The 16171-nt window shown below is 44.3% G+C and carries 18 protein-coding genes and 4 pseudogenes; 7 read left to right on the top strand and 15 right to left on the bottom strand.

Annotated features, from left to right (window positions below; all coding sequences use genetic code 11):
* Window positions 1–18: 18 nt before the first annotated feature.
* Window positions 19–462, bottom strand: coding sequence for a prepilin peptidase-dependent pilin (ppdD, locus tag AAHH42_RS05465; protein WP_072551084.1), 444 nt, complete (start codon window positions 460–462; stop codon window positions 19–21).
* 403 nt (window positions 463–865) lie between these two features.
* Here ppdD and AAHH42_RS05460 point away from each other — a divergent pair.
* Window positions 866–1689 (top strand): IS5 family transposase gene (locus tag AAHH42_RS05460; RefSeq protein WP_240313793.1). Its coding sequence is split into 2 segments (ribosomal slippage): window positions 866–1253 and window positions 1253–1689, totalling 825 coding nucleotides; the frame shifts between segments, so codons are not numbered across the junction.
* 25 nt (window positions 1690–1714) lie between these two features.
* Here AAHH42_RS05460 and AAHH42_RS14750 read toward each other — a convergent pair.
* A pseudogene (locus AAHH42_RS14750) lies at window positions 1715–1883 on the bottom strand (IS982 family transposase); the annotation flags it as partial.
* 112 nt (window positions 1884–1995) lie between these two features.
* Between AAHH42_RS14750 and AAHH42_RS05455 the strand changes: the two are divergent.
* Both AAHH42_RS05455 and AAHH42_RS05450 read left to right on the top strand, forming a co-directional pair.
* Window positions 1996–2244: a hypothetical protein gene (locus AAHH42_RS05455; protein ID WP_342220947.1), complete on the top strand. Its 249-nt coding sequence runs from the start codon at window positions 1996–1998 to the stop codon at window positions 2242–2244.
* A 15-nt stretch (window positions 2245–2259) separates the two neighbouring features.
* Window positions 2260–3441, top strand: coding sequence for an IS91 family transposase (locus AAHH42_RS05450; RefSeq protein WP_342221419.1), 1182 nt, complete (start codon window positions 2260–2262; stop codon window positions 3439–3441).
* Between the two features lie 183 nt (window positions 3442–3624).
* Here the strand turns inward: AAHH42_RS05450 and AAHH42_RS14745 are convergent.
* A pseudogene (locus AAHH42_RS14745) lies at window positions 3625–3822 on the bottom strand (transposase); the annotation flags it as partial.
* Between the two features lie 110 nt (window positions 3823–3932).
* Between AAHH42_RS14745 and AAHH42_RS05445 the strand changes: the two are divergent.
* From AAHH42_RS05445 to AAHH42_RS05435, 3 genes and pseudogenes are all read left to right on the top strand, one after another.
* Window positions 3933–4222 (top strand): annotated as a pseudogene (locus AAHH42_RS05445) (IS110 family transposase); the annotation flags it as partial.
* Between the two features lie 57 nt (window positions 4223–4279).
* Entirely contained in the window at window positions 4280–5302 is a 1023-nt protein-coding gene (locus AAHH42_RS05440) for an IS630 family transposase (RefSeq protein ID WP_342222020.1), read from the top strand.
* Window positions 5303–5318: 16 nt separating this feature from the next.
* Window positions 5319–5450 (top strand): annotated as a pseudogene (locus AAHH42_RS05435) (IS110 family transposase); the annotation flags it as partial.
* A 300-nt stretch (window positions 5451–5750) separates the two neighbouring features.
* On the opposite strand, the gene nadC reads toward AAHH42_RS05435, so the two are convergent.
* Window positions 5751–6677: a carboxylating nicotinate-nucleotide diphosphorylase gene (nadC, locus tag AAHH42_RS05430; RefSeq protein WP_072550753.1), complete on the bottom strand. Its 927-nt coding sequence runs from the start codon at window positions 6675–6677 to the stop codon at window positions 5751–5753.
* Window positions 6678–6717: 40 nt separating this feature from the next.
* On the bottom strand, window positions 6718–7485 hold the full coding sequence (locus tag AAHH42_RS05425) for a DedA family protein (protein WP_072550752.1): 768 nt from the start codon (window positions 7483–7485) through the stop codon (window positions 6718–6720).
* A gap of 495 nt (window positions 7486–7980) precedes the next feature.
* Between AAHH42_RS05425 and ruvB the strand changes: the two genes are divergently transcribed.
* A complete protein-coding gene (ruvB, locus tag AAHH42_RS05420) occupies window positions 7981–8985 on the top strand; it encodes a Holliday junction branch migration DNA helicase RuvB (protein WP_072550751.1) in 1005 nt (334 codons plus the stop codon).
* Between the two features lie 177 nt (window positions 8986–9162).
* Here ruvB and AAHH42_RS05415 read toward each other — a convergent pair whose 3' ends face one another.
* The 10 genes from AAHH42_RS05415 to lptC form a co-directional block, all read right to left on the bottom strand.
* Window positions 9163–9555 carry a RidA family protein gene (locus AAHH42_RS05415; RefSeq protein ID WP_342221826.1) on the bottom strand — a complete coding sequence of 131 codons (393 nt, stop codon included), beginning with the start codon at window positions 9553–9555 and terminating at the stop codon, window positions 9163–9165.
* Window positions 9556–9599: 44 nt separating this feature from the next.
* Window positions 9600–10529 (bottom strand): aspartate carbamoyltransferase, encoded by a 930-nt coding sequence (gene pyrB, locus AAHH42_RS05410; RefSeq protein WP_342221825.1) that lies wholly within the window; start codon window positions 10527–10529, stop codon window positions 9600–9602.
* Window positions 10530–10601: 72 nt separating this feature from the next.
* Window positions 10602–10886: a PTS phosphocarrier protein NPr gene (gene npr, locus AAHH42_RS05405; protein ID WP_072550748.1), complete on the bottom strand. Its 285-nt coding sequence runs from the start codon at window positions 10884–10886 to the stop codon at window positions 10602–10604.
* On the bottom strand, window positions 10886–11782 hold the full coding sequence (rapZ, locus tag AAHH42_RS05400) for an RNase adapter RapZ (protein ID WP_072550747.1): 897 nt from the start codon (window positions 11780–11782) through the stop codon (window positions 10886–10888). Before rapZ ends, npr begins: the two co-directional genes overlap by 1 nt.
* A gap of 18 nt (window positions 11783–11800) precedes the next feature.
* Window positions 11801–12289 (bottom strand): PTS IIA-like nitrogen regulatory protein PtsN, encoded by a 489-nt coding sequence (gene ptsN, locus AAHH42_RS05395; RefSeq protein WP_072550755.1) that lies wholly within the window; start codon window positions 12287–12289, stop codon window positions 11801–11803.
* A 133-nt stretch (window positions 12290–12422) separates the two neighbouring features.
* On the bottom strand, window positions 12423–12719 hold the full coding sequence (gene hpf / locus AAHH42_RS05390; RefSeq protein WP_072550746.1) for a ribosome hibernation promoting factor: 297 nt from the start codon (window positions 12717–12719) through the stop codon (window positions 12423–12425).
* A gap of 23 nt (window positions 12720–12742) precedes the next feature.
* Window positions 12743–14176, bottom strand: a complete 1434-nt coding sequence (gene rpoN / locus AAHH42_RS05385) for an RNA polymerase factor sigma-54 (RefSeq protein ID WP_342221823.1) — start codon at window positions 14174–14176, stop codon at window positions 12743–12745.
* 89 nt (window positions 14177–14265) lie between these two features.
* Window positions 14266–14991, bottom strand: a complete 726-nt coding sequence (lptB, locus tag AAHH42_RS05380) for an LPS export ABC transporter ATP-binding protein (protein WP_072550744.1) — start codon at window positions 14989–14991, stop codon at window positions 14266–14268.
* Window positions 14992–14997: 6 nt separating this feature from the next.
* Complete coding sequence (gene lptA / locus AAHH42_RS05375; protein WP_072550743.1) at window positions 14998–15558, bottom strand: lipopolysaccharide ABC transporter substrate-binding protein LptA; 561 nt, start codon at window positions 15556–15558, stop codon at window positions 14998–15000.
* Complete coding sequence (gene lptC / locus AAHH42_RS05370) at window positions 15542–16162, bottom strand: LPS export ABC transporter periplasmic protein LptC (RefSeq protein WP_072550742.1); 621 nt, start codon at window positions 16160–16162, stop codon at window positions 15542–15544. The genes lptA and lptC overlap by 17 nt, the downstream gene beginning before the upstream one ends.
* Window positions 16163–16171 lie beyond the last annotated feature (9 nt).

The following is a 16171-nucleotide window of genomic DNA, read 5'->3' as shown; positions in this document are numbered from 1 at the left end:
TAAAATAGCCTTGTTATTTTAAAGAAAACGGAAAACAGCTTTACAGCTATCCACGATAGATGTACTTGTGCTTGTACAGGTACGAGCCCAGCTTAATCCATCGCTACTATTTTTCGTCGGTGTCATAACGATAGTAAGCCCATCAAGTAATTGCTGGCCCGATAATGTAATAATACCTCGAGTGATTTCTATGGTCTTTACATAACGTGTTGTTTGTGCAGCAGGAATACCGTTAACACCGGTATTACATCCGGCTACCGAATTCTTTTCGAAGAAACAAAGCTCAATAGCCGTTTTATAGGAAATGATTGCTTGTAACATGTCTGTGAGCGCGGCTTTTTGGACATAGCGTTGATAGGATGGGATCCCTATGCTGCTGAGAACAGCAATGATAGCGACAGCAACCATCAGTTCAATAAGAGTAAAGCCACGTTGTTGATAAATCACTGGTTGATAAGTCATTTACATGCACTCCTCTACTGTGCCTTAGAACTCAGGTAGCATGCAGGTTTTTCATCGTTATCGACAGAGACAGGGCATAAATTTGCAAAGTGTATTGCCGAAAATTTTCAGTGTTTACCAAGAATACATTGCTAAGTGTGGTAGGACTCGCAAAACAAAAAAGTCATCATGCAATGGCTAGCCACTGTCAAAAATATTGCGCTATTATTAAGCTGATGGGGGTAAGGAGACTATTAGACCTCTTCGGAAACTATAGCAGGCGCCATGTAACGTGATCACTTTTGTTAATAAATATTAATTAATATCAATATGTTATTTCTAATTTTCATAATCAACTGATACGGCGCCTGCTATAGCATTCATGTAGGAATGTTGGTAAAAATCTCCTGAACAAGGAGCCCCCATGAAATATGAACAAATAAAGGTATTGGAAGAGGAAAAATTTCGGCGCTTAACCGGAGTTAAACGCAGTACATTTGAAAAGATGATAAAGATATTGAATGAAGCAGATAAATGTAAGCAAGGGAAAGGAGGTCGGAAACCCAAGCTGGGTTTAGAAGATCGCTTATTAATGGCCCTTGAGTATCTACGGGAATATCGCACTTATTTTCATGTTAGCCGAAGCGATGGGGTGAGTGAGAGCACCTGCTATGAAACGATTAAATGGATAGAAAATACGCTAATAAAGCATCCTGATTTTGCACTCCCTGGACGCAAAGCTTTATTAAAAAGTGATAGGGAGTATGAGCTCGTTCTTATTGATGCCACAGAAACGCCGATTGAACGTCCCCAAAAAAACAAAAGCAGTTTTACTCAGGAAAAAAGAAACGACCCACCTTAAAAACCCAAGTGATCGTCGATAAAAAAAGCAAAGCAGTCATCTGTACAAGCTTTACTCATGGGAGGCGTCATGATTTTAGGTTGTTCAAAGAGTCTGGCGTGCGAATACATCCTGAAATCAAAACAGTGACAGATACAGGTTACCAAGGGCTTGGCAAGATCCATTCAAACTCGGCGTTGCCTAAGAAAAAGACAAAGAAAAATCCCTTAACAAAAGAAGATAAACGCAACAATCGTGAGTTATCAAGCCAGCGTGTATTAAACGAAAATGTCATTGGTATGATTAAACGATTTAAAATCGTATCAGATCGTTATCGAAACAGGCGAAAACGTTTTGGATTACGATTTAATCTGATTGCAGCAATTTATAACATGGAAATTAGATAAATCAGAGTTTCCGAAGAGGTCTATTTTATAATTCGACGATATTCGAACAGTTCACCGCTAATTTGGGTTTGGATGGAATAAGACAGTAAGCCACAATGCCACCGAGTAAATTGACGAGAAAATTCTGGGGGAACGATGATGAGTATGCTCTATTTGACACATATTTTTAATTGATCAAAAACGGTTTCAACCAATCAAGGCTGCCTCCTAAGGTCGGCGACGTGAAGTAGTCTGTTATCTCTTGATTTTTTTGAAGAAACGGTGTTATCTATTAGCCGGTCCCGTTACTCGTTCAGCTAAGGTGTTATGCCTAAAAATATCTGTCACTCACATCAAACAGCGCATACCAAAATGGTGAAGCAGACCTTGAAAGAGGTTGCTAAAGCCTTAGCCATGCCTTATCAGAAAACGCATCAGGCCTTTACTGGCGGAGATAATCTTTTCATTACAGAGACGTTTTGGGAAATATTCTGGGCTCGCTTTCCCGCAGAGTCTGCAATGAATGCGGTCTATTTTTGCCCGGAGTGTCGGTCGTTTGATCTAGAACACCCGTGATGCTTGAGCTGAAAGATGAACCGTAAACTGCGTCATCCTTTTCAGGTCGGTCATGCGTGGTGGAATTACTATTGTGCTCATGCGGATAAAATACGGCCGGTGGTGGTCGATAATCTGATTAAACTGTTTTCCTGCGGAACATCGGCGCTGGGGTTTGCCAGCTGGCGCTGTCAAAAGGCAGGCTGTACGCACACCAAACGGATTTGCTTTACCTGCCACAGCCGTTCATGCCCTTCCTGTGGTAAGAAAGCCACAGAGCGGTGGGTGGCCAAACAGCGCACGGTGCTTCCCATCACAAAATGGCAACACATTACGTTCACTTTTCCCCGTGAGTTCTGGCCGTTGTTTGAGCTAAATCGTGCGCTGTTAACGCATCTCAGTCGTCTCGCTGCCAAGGTTATTTTAGATTTTTGCCAGCCAAAAAACCTATTGCCTGGCCTATTCACGGCGTTGCATACGCATGGGCGAGCGCTGAATTGGCATCCTCATGTGCATCTTTCGGTGACCTGTGGCGGACTCGATGACAATGCCGAAAAATGGAAAAAAATCACGTTTAGCGGAAAAACGTTGATGAAACAGTGGCGTTATCAGATTATCACACTACTTCGTCAACAGTGGGATACCTTGCAATTACCACCGGAGTTATCACAAACCCTCACGAGGCTGGGTCAACGGGAGCAGTTTCTGGATTTCCATTACCAACGGCATTGGAATATCGACCTGGCAAAGCCGACAGACAATGCCCAGCAAACGCTCAATTATTTAGGCCGTTATTTAAAAAAGCCTCCGGTGTCGTTATCCCGGCTGGAACATTATAACGGCCAGGAAGTGACCTATCGCTACCTCAGTCATAAAACCCGAGAGCAAGAAAAACTTAACCTCAGTATGGACGAGTTTATTCAGCGTTTTATTAGCCACATTCCGGATAAACATTTTAGGATGGTCCGCTATTATGGTTTTTTAGCGCCCCGCCGTCGGACTACACTGCTGCCGATTATAGATGCTTTGTTGGGGCAGGAAAAAGAAAAAACCGTCAACATCACTTATGCGGCAATGTTAAAACGCCTAAGTCGTATTGACCCTCATGAGTGCATCCTGTGTGGCTCTCGTTTGGTGCTAAGCGGTATCACATCAGGCTTGCCGTGGCATCAGTTAATGCTTCACCATGAATCTCTGGCAAAAATGAAGGGGATTTAGCCTCTGCAGGGAAGGGGCGCCTCGCGTTCGAAAATGCTGGTTTTTTAAACGAAAATGACCCTATTATCACCCGGGACTCTCTACGTTAAGGAGAATAACCCTAAAGTTTGAAAATAATATCGTTTATTTTTTGATCCAATTCTGTTTTTGACAATAAAACCAAATTATTAAAATTCCTATCTATGAACGTTGACGTAATAAGGCCGTGTCAAACTCCGTGTGCTCAATGGGTTTCATGTTGCTACGAACGCGAGTGATCAATGCCATCACTTTTTCTTTCAGCTGTTGTAACAGTGTCTTAGAGATATCCCCTTTGTCTGTGTAAAGCTGGCAAAAAAGACCAGAAATGAGGTCGAGTACAGGTTCCCTGTCGTCTACATGAATGTCAGTGCAAGTGGCAAAAAGGATTTGTGAACCCTTACTGGCCTACGGCACCATAGTGCCCACAAATGGAAGCGTTAACGCTTCCGGCAAACGAAAAGGTTCACCCCATGAAATTTACACCGATAAGTGTTGATATTGCAAAATATGTGATGCAGTTGCACTGGGTTGATATTCATACCGACGAAGTGATTGACAAACCCATCAGTCGGGATGCGTTTCTCGAGTACTTTGCCAATCGGAGCCCTGCCTGATTGGCATGGAAGCGTGCGGAGGCGCTCACCACTGGGCACGTGAACTCGGTAAACTGGGGCATAAAGTCAAATTCATGCCGGGCGAATTTGTTAAAGCCTTTGTCATCGGTAACAAAAACGATGTCATGGATGCACGGGCTATCTATACCCGTGATCAATGAAGATGCTTGATTTTGAAGTCGATAAGGATCATGCTCATAGCCATGAAAATAGAGCTGACTGCTGACCAGAAAATTACCCTCGAAGCCCAACATCGTCAAAGCCATGACCGCCGTGTCTGTGACAGGATCCGGTGTGTTTTGTTGTCCGCAGACGGCTGGACTCCCCTTATGATTGCTCACTCACAGCTCATTAATGAAACCACGGTGCGGCGCCACCTTACAGACTATCATAAACTCAACAAGCTCAAGCCTGAAAATGGCGGCTCCGATGGCTATCTCAATGCGGAACAGACCACGTCGCTGGTTGAACATCTCACCCAGCCGCTCTACCACCACAATCACCAAATTGTGGCGTATATCGCTGGACGCTGGAACATCACCTTTACCGTATCAGGTCTGTATAAAGGGTTGAAGCAGCATGGCTTTAGCTATAAAAAGCCGAAAGGTGTTCCGCATAAATTTGCCGTTGAGAAACAGCAGCAATTTATAAAGACCTACAGCGAATTGAAAGACGCCGCGGGTAATGACCCCATACTGTTTATTGATGCCGTTCATCCGACACAAGCCACCAAAATAAGCTACGGCTGGATACGAAAAGGCCAGGATAAAACGATAGAGACCACCGGGAGCAGAACGCGGTTGAATATCATGGGAGCCTTGAACATCCAGAATGTGGCTAACCCCATAATCCGTGATGATGAGACGATTAACAGCGAAAATGTGGTTCACTTCCTGTCTGCCATTCGCGCGCATTATCCCATCACGACAACGGCACATGTGATCCTCGAGGGTGCAGGCTATCACCGTTCACAGCTTGTGCAAGACGCCGCGCTTACGTTGAATATCCAGCTTCATTACCTTCCGCCGTATAGCCCGAATCTAAACCCGATAGAGCGATTGTGGAAGGTGATGAATGAGCAAACACGAAACAATAGATATTACCCATCTAAACAGAGTTTTAAGAACGATATCTTAAACTTCTTTGAAGTGAAGCTACCACAAATGGCAAGTTCTCTGGTATCTCGCTTAAACGATAATTTCCAGGCGCTAAATCCTGCATCTTGATTTCACTTGGGTATAGATGGCGGGGCAACAACCGGGTAAAGAAGTCACGGTGAAATTAGAAAGTCAGCAGTCGATACTAGCATTGCATAAAATGCGTCGCCAGTTGGTGAAATTTCGCACCGCGCAGATTAACTGTTTGCACGGCCTATGATTGGAGTAGGGTGAAACGCTCAGAAAGGGCCATGCAACCCTGGAGCAGGCAATACCTGAGGTATTTGAGTGAAAGGTTGTCGTTATTTCTGGTGTAAAAATTAAACGTTCACCAAAGGACAAGGTGAATGCTGAAAGGTTGCGCAGGCAGCTGGAAGAGATGACAAAGACAGGCCGGACCGAGACGCGCTAAACCTGAATGACGTGATGAGTTTAAAGCTTGTCCACTAAACTGGTATCTTTGACTTCGAGCACTCGCCGTGGTTTTGCAAGAAATCTATTCTATGATGGGGGGGTTTTAGGATGGGTGGGATGTTGAGTGAAAACGCATAGAGAGGTCTAATGCATGAATGTGTTTAGTTAATGCACCGACAGAGATATAGTCAATACCAGTTTGAGCATAGTTTGGCAGATTGGCTAACGTTATGTTGCCAGAGACTTCTAACGGGGTGGATTTATTGAGTGTTTTCTTTATAGAAACCGCTTCACAGATATCCTCGATTTTAAAGTTATCTAGCATAATAATATCGGCTTTGGTAGCCAAGGCTTGCCGTAGCTGAGTCAAAGATTCTACTTCGACTTCAATAGGAACACCAGGTTGTAGCATTATGGCTTTATCAACTGCATCTTGGATTGAATCGGCAGCGATAATGTGATTTTCTTTGATCAGAAAAGCATCGGATAAGCCCAGTCGATGGTTTTTACCACCACCACAGAGTACGGCGTATTTTAGTGCGCTACGTAAACCAGGAATCGTTTTCCGTGTGTCTAGTAATTGAGTGGAGGATTTAACCTTAGTCAATACTTTGACATAACGGCTGACTTCTGTCGCGACACCCGACAGAGTTTGCAAAAAATTTAATGCTGTGCGTTCACCTGTTAGCAGAGTACGAGCAGATCCGTGCAAGTGGCAAAGTGTTTGGTTGGCTATTAATACTTCTCCATCAGCGGTCAACCATTCCACTGTAACCTTGCTATCCAATTGAGTGAATACTTCGTTTAGCCACCGCTGCCCACAAAAAATGCCGGCTTCGCGGGTGATAATGCTAGCAGAAGCCTGTTTATTTGTAGGGAGCAATTGGGCGGTCAGATCCCGCCCAGTATCAATTGTACCACCGAGATCTTCGTGCAGTGCTTGGGTAACAGTAAGGGGAATATCTCGTTGAATTTGTTCTTGGAGCGCGGTACAGCGGTTGTGGGCGAAACGGGCGTTGCGTGTCGGCATAGTAAACTCCGATAGTGACGAATGGATAATTTATCAGATGTCAACTCGTTAACACCTGCCACAAAAGGTGGCGATAAATTGGCATCAGTGGTTGCTGATATAAGCAAACAAAGCTGGCAACAGCCGCGGATGCTACCACGATAGTTAGCCAACGTAAACGGGTGCGTGGCAGCCAGGCGCTAAGGCGATCAACCCGATGTTTACCATGTCGCCGCCAACGCCATCCCAGCCACGCTGCTAACCAGATTAGTAGCACCACGGAAAACAGTAGCCATTTAAATATCAGGCTATGAGTGTTATTGGCGATTTCAAACGCTACACCGGCCAGTATTCCAGGAAAAAGGTAGACCGGAGGCCAAGTGAGACAAGCAATGATATTAGGTGAAGCAAATTTAAGCGGGGGTAGCGCTAACATTCCGGCAATCATGGGTACCAACGGACGGCTTGGCCCAATAAAACGTCCAAGTAGTATTGTCGCCATACTGTGCTGGTATAACGCGTGTTCTGTTTTATCCAATAATGATTGACGCTTTTTCAGGAAAGACCAACGATGCAGAGGTTGTTTAAACACTCGACCAAGTAAATAAGACGCCCAGTCACCAAGTAGGCAACCAATACAACTTGCCACCCAGGCAGGGTAAAATCCTATGTGACCATTGCCGATTAACACACCGATGCTGGTCATCATTACGGTACCCGGTAATAACAGACCAATCAGTGCTAAAGACTCAAGAAAAGTCACAAATACGATGATAAGTAAGGTGAAAGCCAAAGATTGTGTCAATAAATGTTGCAAATAGGCTTCCATAAATTTATCCATTATTGGGTCGTAGGTTAGATCAATAATCTGGGTTGGGCGAAAACGCGCAGTTTATTCTTTGTATACAACAAAGGGAGTCAATGAGCATGTTGAGCTCGTTTTTGACGAATTACTTGACTAAAACACGGCAAGCACAAAAGATGTGTCGAACAGGTTCTTACAACCGGTTTTACAGGTGCTCATTATACTGTACGAGGAGACGCTTTGAAAAAAATTATTCGGCTCGGGGTGACTGTGATTCAGAGCCGCCAGGTAAAAAAGTGTACTACCCAACTTAGTGGTTGTATCATCCAGGGTCGTTCAATAGACTTTTTGCAAAACCTACTACGTGCTGCAAATTCTGCGTTACGCGGTGCTCGCAATCCTCATGTACTCGGGTGTACGCAGCGGTTGCTGCGCTCCAGGTGCCTTGACTTCACATAACGAACGACGGCTTTGCAAGAAGTCTAATCTTGTATGTAACATGAGAAATAAAGGTAAAAAATGATCGAAGCAGATCGCTTGATTTCGGCTAGCGTGGTAAACGATGAAGAAATTGTTGATCGGGCAATCCGCCCTAAACTTTTGACTGAGTATATTGGGCAATCGCATGTCAAAGAGCAAATGGAAATCTTTATTCAGGCAGCAAGACAACGCGGCGATGCTTTAGATCATCTGTTGATATTTGGTCCTCCGGGTTTGGGTAAAACTACACTAGCCAATATTGTCGCTAATGAGATGGGAGTCAATCTTCGTACTACCTCGGGGCCGGTATTGGAAAAAGCAGGTGATTTAGCTGCCATGCTCACTAATCTGGAACCACATGATGTGCTCTTTATTGATGAAATTCATCGTTTATCACCGGTGGTGGAAGAAATTCTCTATCCGGCAATGGAAGATTATCAGTTAGATATTATGATCGGTGAAGGTCCAGCTGCGCGTTCAATCAAACTGGATTTACCTCCATTCACATTAATTGGGGCGACGACCCGAGCAGGTTCGCTCACTTCACCATTGCGTGACCGATTTGGTATTGTGCAACGGCTAGAATTTTATCAAGTCGCCGATTTGGAACGCATTGTTGCCCGTAGTGCCTGTTGTTTAAGATTGGAATTGAGCTTGGAAGGGGCGCATCAGTTGGCACGGCGTTCTAGAGGGACACCACGTATTACCAACCGTTTGTTGCGCCGTGTTCGTGATTTCGCTGAAGTTAAGGCTAACGGTGTTATTGACGGTGATGTGGCGACCAAAGCGTTAGATATGCTTAATGTCGATGTAGAAGGTTTCGACTATATGGATCGAAAGTTGTTGTTAGCGATTATTGATAAGTTTACAGGGGGGCCTGTAGGGCTGGATAATTTAGCAGCGGCGATCGGTGAAGAACGTGAAACCATCGAAGACGTGCTAGAACCCTATCTTATTCAGCAAGGTTTTATCCAACGTACTCCTCGTGGCAGGATAGCTACCCATCATGCTTATCGGCATTTTGGTATTGTGCGTGAAGAATAGCCACAATAGACTTCTTGTAGAACCGTAGTTTGTTATGCGAAGCAAGGTACCTGGAGCGCAGTAACTGCGTGGTACACGCGAGCACATGAGGACTGCGGGCACCAAGTAACGCTGAATTTGCAGCACGTGGTTTTGCGGCAAGGAGTAGGTTTTGTAAGAAGTCTAATGAGTGGATTGTCACGTTCGTACAGCAATGGCTTCAATTTCTATTTTCGCATCTTTAGGCAAGCGTGCAACTTCAACACAGGAACGCGCAGGAAAGGGGGCATGATGCTCGATGAAAAAAGATTCGTAACTGGCATTAACTGCAGAAAAATCATTCAAGTCTTTAACGAATACCGTTGTTTTAACAATATCAGCAACGGTTAGCCCTGCTTCTTCGACAATAGCTTTGACATTTTCGAGCGATTGACGAGTCTGCGCGATTATGTTGTCTGGAATAATCCCGGTGTCAGGATTAATCGGTAGCTGACCGGAGGTAATGACGATATTGCCTAGATCAACGCCTTGGACATAAGGACCAATCGCCTCAGGGGCTTGTTGGGTATTGATGGTGCGTTGTGATGACATGTTGACTCCTAATCGATAAAATGGGGAAAGGGGTAAATTCGTTGTTAAAGTGCTAATTCAGTGTTTAATATCAACGCCAGTAGCGCTTGCCGGGCAAAAATACCGTTACCTGCTTGTTGAAAGTAATAGGCATAAGGGGTTTTATCCACGTCAATACTGATTTCACCGATGCGTGGCAGTGGATGTAATACCTTCAGGTTATGACGTACTGTAGTGAGATCGGATGCTTGCAGCACAAATGGGGTTTCGACGTTGGCATACTCTGATGTGCTTAGGCGTTCTCTCTGCACTCGGGTTATATACAGTATATCTAACTGCGGCAGTATTTCTTCAAGGTGGGCATGTGAGCTATAAGCGATCCCTTTTTCTTCCAACATTTTCAAAATGTGGTCAGGCATTGCCAGCGTCTCTGGAGCAACAAAAAAGAGGCGATTGCCACAGAATTTCGCCAGGGCCTGTGTGAGAGAATGTACTGTACGACCGTATTTTAAGTCCCCCACGATGGCGATATTCAGCTTATCCAGACGCGCTTGTGTTTCTTTAACAGTAAATAAATCTAGCAAGGTTTGGGTCGGATGTTGGTTGGAGCCATCACCTGCATTTATGATGGGTATACCATTAGAACATTCCATCGCCAAATGTGCGCTGCCTTCTTGAGGATGGCGAATCACAACCGCATCAACGTAGGTACAAATAATACGTAGGGTATCAGCGAGTGTTTCTCCTTTATCCAAAGAAGTATTGTTGCTGGAGAAACCTACTACAGAACCTCCCAAACGATGGATGGCGGTTTCAAAGGATAAACGGGTACGGGTGGAGGCTTCAAAAAAACAACTGGCGATGACGTTGTGTTTCAGTAGATCAGGCTGCGGTTTACTCTTCAGTTCTCCTGCAGTATGGATGATCAATTCCAGCTCTGCACGGCTCAGATCCTGTATTGAAATGACATTTTTGCGATACAGCGGATTGGCCATTCTTTATTCTCCTGTATGCTAACCGATGTGCCGGCTACCTAATCTAAAGAGGGTGAGGGAAAAACGTAGCCTCTAATCTTCATCAAAGCCAGAATTAAATAGTTCAATAACCGCTTCTAATGCTTCAATTTCATCTGGGCCACTGACCTCAATCTCAATTTCACCGTCTTTGGCTGAATCTAACATTAATAGTGCTATCACACTATTGGCTTCTGCCTCGATACAGGATTTATCATTACGCATACTCCGCAATATAACTTTGGACTTAAACTTCTGCACCCGGTCGAATAATTTCATTGCAGGTCTGGCGTGCATCCCTAGTTTGTTTTTTATTTTGACTTTTTGTTTTACCGTCATTATTTTCGTTTTTCCAAAGTGCGATGACGCGATTGAACATGTTTTCCTCGGGAACGGAAATAATCCGCCAATTGTTCAGTGATATAGACTGAACGATGTTTACCACCGGTGCAACCAATAGCGATGGTCAAATAACTGCGGTTATTGGCTTCTAGCATTGGCAAACATGTCTCCAGATAGCTACGGGTTTGATAAATAAAATTATGTATCTCAACATGACGTGCCAAAAAAGCGACTACGGGTTTGTCCAGACCGGTCATTGGGCGTAGTTTCGGATCCCAGTGCGGATTGGGTAAGAAGCGCACATCGAAAACATAATCTGCATCGATTGGCAAACCGTGTTTAAAACCAAAGGATTCAAAGACGATGGTAAGTTCACGTTCACGTTTGCCGATCAGGCGAGCGCGTAGTATGTTGGCTAGCTCGTGTACTGACATTTCAGAGGTGTCGATCACCAGATCAGCTCGTGAACGCAAAGACTCCAGTAGCGTACTCTCTTGAGCAATTGCGTTTTCCAGGGATAGATCTTCATCTGCTAGCGAGCGGGTGTGCTCTATTTCCAAGGATGAATTTCTATCTAATAGCGGATGCTGGCGCCGCGTATCGCTGTAACGTCGGATCAGTGTCTTATTATCGGCATCCAAAAACAGCAACTGTGGGGAAAAACATGCAGGCAGTTGTTCCATCACAGATTTAAATACCTCGGGCGATTCAGGCATGTTACGCACGTCAATACTTACCGCAGCAGGCTTCTTCCTTTCGACAAGTATCTCTGCCAACTGCGGTAGCAGCACTACGGGCAAGTTATCGACACAATAAAAGCCCATGTCTTCCAATGCACGTAAGGCGAAAGACTTTCCTGAACCGGAACGGCCACTGATAATCACAAGTACCATGTGGTAATATCCCCATTATCAGGGCTTTTCCTGAGGCGGCTCGGTGATGATTTGATAAAGCTCCTCATCACTTTCAACCGTACGTAAAGCACGACACACGGCCCTATCGGCTAATTTATTGGCGACCAAAGATAACGTGTGTAGGTGGATTTTACATTGATCTGCCGGCACCAGCAAAGCGAATAACAGATCAACGGGTTGGTTATCAGTGGATTCGAAGGCGATGGGCTGCTTAAGGCGAATAAATACACCGACAGCACGTAATGTATCTTCTTTTAATTTTCCATGTGGGATAGCAATACCATTACCAATCCCTGTACTGCCTAAACGTTCACGTGTTAACAGCGCGTCAAAGACAACCTGCGTTTGTAGGCCTAGCTGTTTGGCGGCCAGCTCACTGATAATTTCTAAAGCCCGTTTTTTGCTTGAACACTCTTCGGGGCTTTGGATCTTAGTGCATTCGACATTGAGTACCGAGTGCAGTTGCATTGTATAATCGTCGATCATTTCATCTTTCACTTAAGCGCTGTTCCATCCTGATGTTGTGGCTTCTGTACGGGATTAATCAGACTCTTGCATCCACCAAGAGTCGTGAAATTGACTACTGTAAGCATCGCTCATGGCGATCTCGAACAGGTTCTTAATGTTTTTTTAATTTGTCTTTATGTTTTCTAAGCTGACGGGTCAGTTTATCGATCAGTGTGTCAATTGCTGCATACATATCTTCCTGCTCTGAGGTGGCACGTAGATTCCCACCATGCACATGTACCGTTGCCTCTGCGATCTGTTGCACTTTTTCTACGCTTAGGGTCACGTATATTTGCTGAATATAGTCAGAATATTGTTCAAATTTGGCCAGCTTGTTAAATTTTGTGGTGACAAACTTGCGCAGTGAATCAGTAATCTCTATGTTATGTCCGGTTATATTGAGCTGCATACTGTCTTCCTTCTCAATTTAAATTAAATCAATTGTTTACGTTGATTTGACGGGGGTATGGATAATGATTCTCTATATTTTGCAACAGTGCGCCGAGCCACGATAATACCCTGTTCACATAGCGACAGGGTTAATTTACTGTCACTGAGTGGCTTGGCAGGATCCTCTGCCGCTACCAACTTTTTCACCAACGCTCGAATTGCCGTAGAAGAGGCTTCACCTCCACTTTCGGTATTCACGTGACTGGAGAAGAAGTACTTTAACTCAAAAATACCTCGAGGGCTGTGAAGAAATTTTTGAGTGGTAACACGGGATATCGTTGATTCATGCATATCCACGGTATGGGCGATATCAGCCAGCACCATTGGTTTCATGAATTCTTCACCGTTTTCAAAAAATTCAATCTGTTGATCGACAATACAACGAGCGACTTTCAATAACGTTTCATGGCGGCTTTCTAAACTTTTTATCAACCATCTTGCCTCTTGTAGATTACTACGAATAAACTGATTATCGTTATCGTTAAGTACACTGCCACTCATAGCAGCATAATGCTGATTGATTTTTAAGCGTGGCAAACTATCAGCATTCAACTCCACCGCCCAGCTATTACCCTCTTTACGTACGATAATATCTGGGATCACATACTCAGATGTGCCGCTACTAATCGACTGCCCTGGACGTGGATCCAACGATTGGATCAGGGCGATGGCTTCTTTAAGTACCTGTTCTTTTAGTCGACTTAAACGGATCATGGTACGGAAATCGCGATTACCCAATAAATCGAGATAATTGCTGACGATTAAACGCGCTTCGATCAGATAAGGCGTGTCTTTGGCGTACTGCGAGAGCTGTACGGATAAACACTCACGTAAATCACGTGCCGCAACACCAATAGGATCAAAATGTTGCATCCTTTTTAACACGACTTCCACTTCATCGAGGGTCAGTTCGGGATTTCCGGTACTTTCAAGCACATCCTCCAGTGGTACGGTAAGGTATCCGGTTTCGTCTACCGCATCAACAATAGAGGTGGCGATGGCGGTATCGGTGTCTGAAAAAGGGGTTAAAGCCACCTGCCACATGAGGTAATCTTGCAGGCTTTGAGTGGTTTCCCCTTGATAAACGGGCAAATCATCATCACTGTAGTCATTACGCATGCTCGACGGGGTGTTGGCGGTGTAAATTTCGTCCCAGGTTGTATCTAGCGGCAATTCTTCGGGTATCTCATTTTGTTCTAGCGCTTCGCACGTATCCTGATCGATAGAATCGATAATTTCTTTTGTGTCAATTTCCTGATGAATATCGGTTTGCTCTAGCAGAGGATTGCTTTCCAACATCTGTTGTACTTCTTGTTGCAGTTCAAGCGTCGAAAGCTGCAACAGACGGATTGCCTGTTGGAGTTGTGGGGTCATCGCCAATTGCTGGCCGAGACGGAGTTGCAAACCTTGCTTCATAATGCTGGATCAATGTTCCTCAAATGAATATCGCACCCAAGTGACTCGTTACTCGCTTTAGAGACGGTATAAGTCAAGGGTTGTTTAAATCAGAGGCGAAATTCAGCGCCTAAATAAACCCGTTTAACCTGCTCGTCCGCTAAAATTTTCTGTGGTGTACCGTGCGCGATAAGATGTCCCTGGCTGACGATATAGGCTCGCTTACAGACATCCAGTGTTTCACGTACATTGTGATCGGTAATCAAAACACCCAAACCACTATCACGCAATTGTTTGATAATTTTTTTGATATCAATAACCGAAATAGGATCGACACCGGCGAAGGGTTCATCAAGCAAAATAAACTTAGGATCAGCTGCCAACGCCCGGGCGATTTCGACTCGGCGACGTTCTCCACCAGATAGCGATTGGCCTAGACTATCGCGTAAATGAGAGATGTGGAACTCTTCCATCAACGCTTCCGCTTGCTCTTTACGTTGCTGTGGCGACAGGTCTTTACGAATTTCTAACACCGCCATTAGATTATAGTAAACGCTCAGACGGCGAAAAATAGAGGCTTCCTGTGGCAAATAACCGATACCACGTCGAGCGCGTTCGTGCAAAGGCAGCAAACTGATATCTTCTTCATCTATCAGAATATGTCCGGCATCGAGAGGCACCATGCCGACGACCATATAAAAAGTCGTTGTCTTACCGGCCCCATTGGGACCTAATAGGCCCACAATTTCACCTGAGTTTACTGTCAAACTCACGTCTTTAACGACGCTACGGCCTTTATAAGACTTGGCTACATTTTTTGCGATCAAGCTTGCCATAACGTGTTATTTACCCTTTTTAAGATCTGGTGTTTTAGACCCTTTGTCCTGTAACTGAGCGGGTAATAATACGGTAGTTACACGCTTACCCTTATCACTAAATGCTTCCATTTGCTGTTTATCGACTAAATAAGTAATACGATCAGCTTTAATATCACTATCCAACTGTTTTAGATAAGCATTACCTGTTAACACCAGCAATTGGTTAGCAAGCTCATAACGTAGTTTTTGACCATGACCGCTTACCGCTTTACCGTTATCCTGCATTTGATAAAAAGTGACCGGATCAGCAAAACCTTCAACCACCGTTTTATTTTGGTCTCCACTAGGGTGAGTCACCACAACCTTATCGGCTTTGATCTCAATAGAACCTTGCGTGATGATCACATTATCGGTAAACGTTGAAACATTATTGGGTATATCTAACGATTGTTTATCGGATGTAATATTAATCGGCTGCTCATTGTCGTTGGTTAATGCCAAGGCGGGCGGCAAGTTGACGGCTAAAAGTGAAATTGAAAATAGGCTAGCAAGTAAAATGTTATGGATCTTATTTTTGGATTTCATAATAGGTCTTAACCTTCTCGATCAGTTCTGCGGTCTGACTGCGTAAATTTCCGCGCATTTTCATACCATTGGCAGTAAACCCAATGCCATACAGGGTAACTTCATCATCGGAGGAAACGTCCTGATTGATTAAGTTAATCTGAGCATTATTGGTTTCAATTTTTTGCAGTTGTGAGTTCGCCGTTAAACTATTAACCTCAACATGACCGTACAGATAGAGTATCTTATCATCGGTGAGTTTGGCGCGATCAGCTTTTATCATCCAGCTGCCCACTGCGTTTTCATCAAACAGCGTCATTACTGGCTGGCTAAACCAGGTAACGGGCTGGCTCGTCACGTTTGGTGTTGCGTTACGAGCGTGATTATCAGCATTATCATCGACATAATCATGAGCATAGTTTTGTGCATCTTTCGCCACCAATTTGTAATGTAGTTTACCATCTGGATGATACACAGTAGTAACCGTCTGCTGACTTTGATAAGTGGGTTGATCATTGTCAATATCACTTGGTTTTCGCCGCTGATTAATGCCGGAATTGTAGCCAATCAGCACTAAAACGATAATAGCCAGTAGCAGCGTTACCCCGATCCTTATTTTACTCATATCGACAAT

It is taken from the genome of Candidatus Fukatsuia endosymbiont of Tuberolachnus salignus, from assembly GCF_964030845.1.
GTDB classification, from domain to species: Bacteria; Pseudomonadota; Gammaproteobacteria; order Enterobacterales; family Enterobacteriaceae; genus Fukatsuia; species Fukatsuia symbiotica.
This window is presented reverse-complemented; position numbering and strand designations above follow the sequence as displayed.

What these genes read in the sequence shown, in the direction of transcription:
- ppdD (WP_072551084.1), bottom strand. Translation starts at nt 462, where the DNA reads ATGACTTATCAACCAGTGATTTATCAACAACGTGGCTTTACTCTTATT.
- AAHH42_RS05455 (WP_342220947.1), top strand. Translation starts at nt 1,996, where the DNA reads ATGCCTAAAAATATCTGTCACTCACATCAAACAGCGCATACCAAAATG.
- AAHH42_RS05450 (WP_342221419.1), top strand. Translation starts at nt 2,260, where the DNA reads ATGAACCGTAAACTGCGTCATCCTTTTCAGGTCGGTCATGCGTGGTGG.
- AAHH42_RS05440 (WP_342222020.1), top strand. Translation starts at nt 4,280, where the DNA reads ATGAAAATAGAGCTGACTGCTGACCAGAAAATTACCCTCGAAGCCCAA.
- nadC (WP_072550753.1), bottom strand. Translation starts at nt 6,677, where the DNA reads ATGCCGACACGCAACGCCCGTTTCGCCCACAACCGCTGTACCGCGCTC.
- AAHH42_RS05425 (WP_072550752.1), bottom strand. Translation starts at nt 7,485, where the DNA reads ATGGAAGCCTATTTGCAACATTTATTGACACAATCTTTGGCTTTCACC.
- ruvB (WP_072550751.1), top strand. Translation starts at nt 7,981, where the DNA reads ATGATCGAAGCAGATCGCTTGATTTCGGCTAGCGTGGTAAACGATGAA.
- AAHH42_RS05415 (WP_342221826.1), bottom strand. Translation starts at nt 9,555, where the DNA reads ATGTCATCACAACGCACCATCAATACCCAACAAGCCCCTGAGGCGATT.
- pyrB (WP_342221825.1), bottom strand. Translation starts at nt 10,529, where the DNA reads ATGGCCAATCCGCTGTATCGCAAAAATGTCATTTCAATACAGGATCTG.
- npr (WP_072550748.1), bottom strand. Translation starts at nt 10,886, where the DNA reads ATGACGGTAAAACAAAAAGTCAAAATAAAAAACAAACTAGGGATGCAC.
- rapZ (WP_072550747.1), bottom strand. Translation starts at nt 11,782, where the DNA reads ATGGTACTTGTGATTATCAGTGGCCGTTCCGGTTCAGGAAAGTCTTTC.
- ptsN (WP_072550755.1), bottom strand. Translation starts at nt 12,289, where the DNA reads ATGATCGACGATTATACAATGCAACTGCACTCGGTACTCAATGTCGAA.
- hpf (WP_072550746.1), bottom strand. Translation starts at nt 12,719, where the DNA reads ATGCAGCTCAATATAACCGGACATAACATAGAGATTACTGATTCACTG.
- rpoN (WP_342221823.1), bottom strand. Translation starts at nt 14,176, where the DNA reads ATGAAGCAAGGTTTGCAACTCCGTCTCGGCCAGCAATTGGCGATGACC.
- lptB (WP_072550744.1), bottom strand. Translation starts at nt 14,991, where the DNA reads ATGGCAAGCTTGATCGCAAAAAATGTAGCCAAGTCTTATAAAGGCCGT.
- lptA (WP_072550743.1), bottom strand. Translation starts at nt 15,558, where the DNA reads ATGAAATCCAAAAATAAGATCCATAACATTTTACTTGCTAGCCTATTT.
- lptC (WP_072550742.1), bottom strand. Translation starts at nt 16,162, where the DNA reads ATGAGTAAAATAAGGATCGGGGTAACGCTGCTACTGGCTATTATCGTT.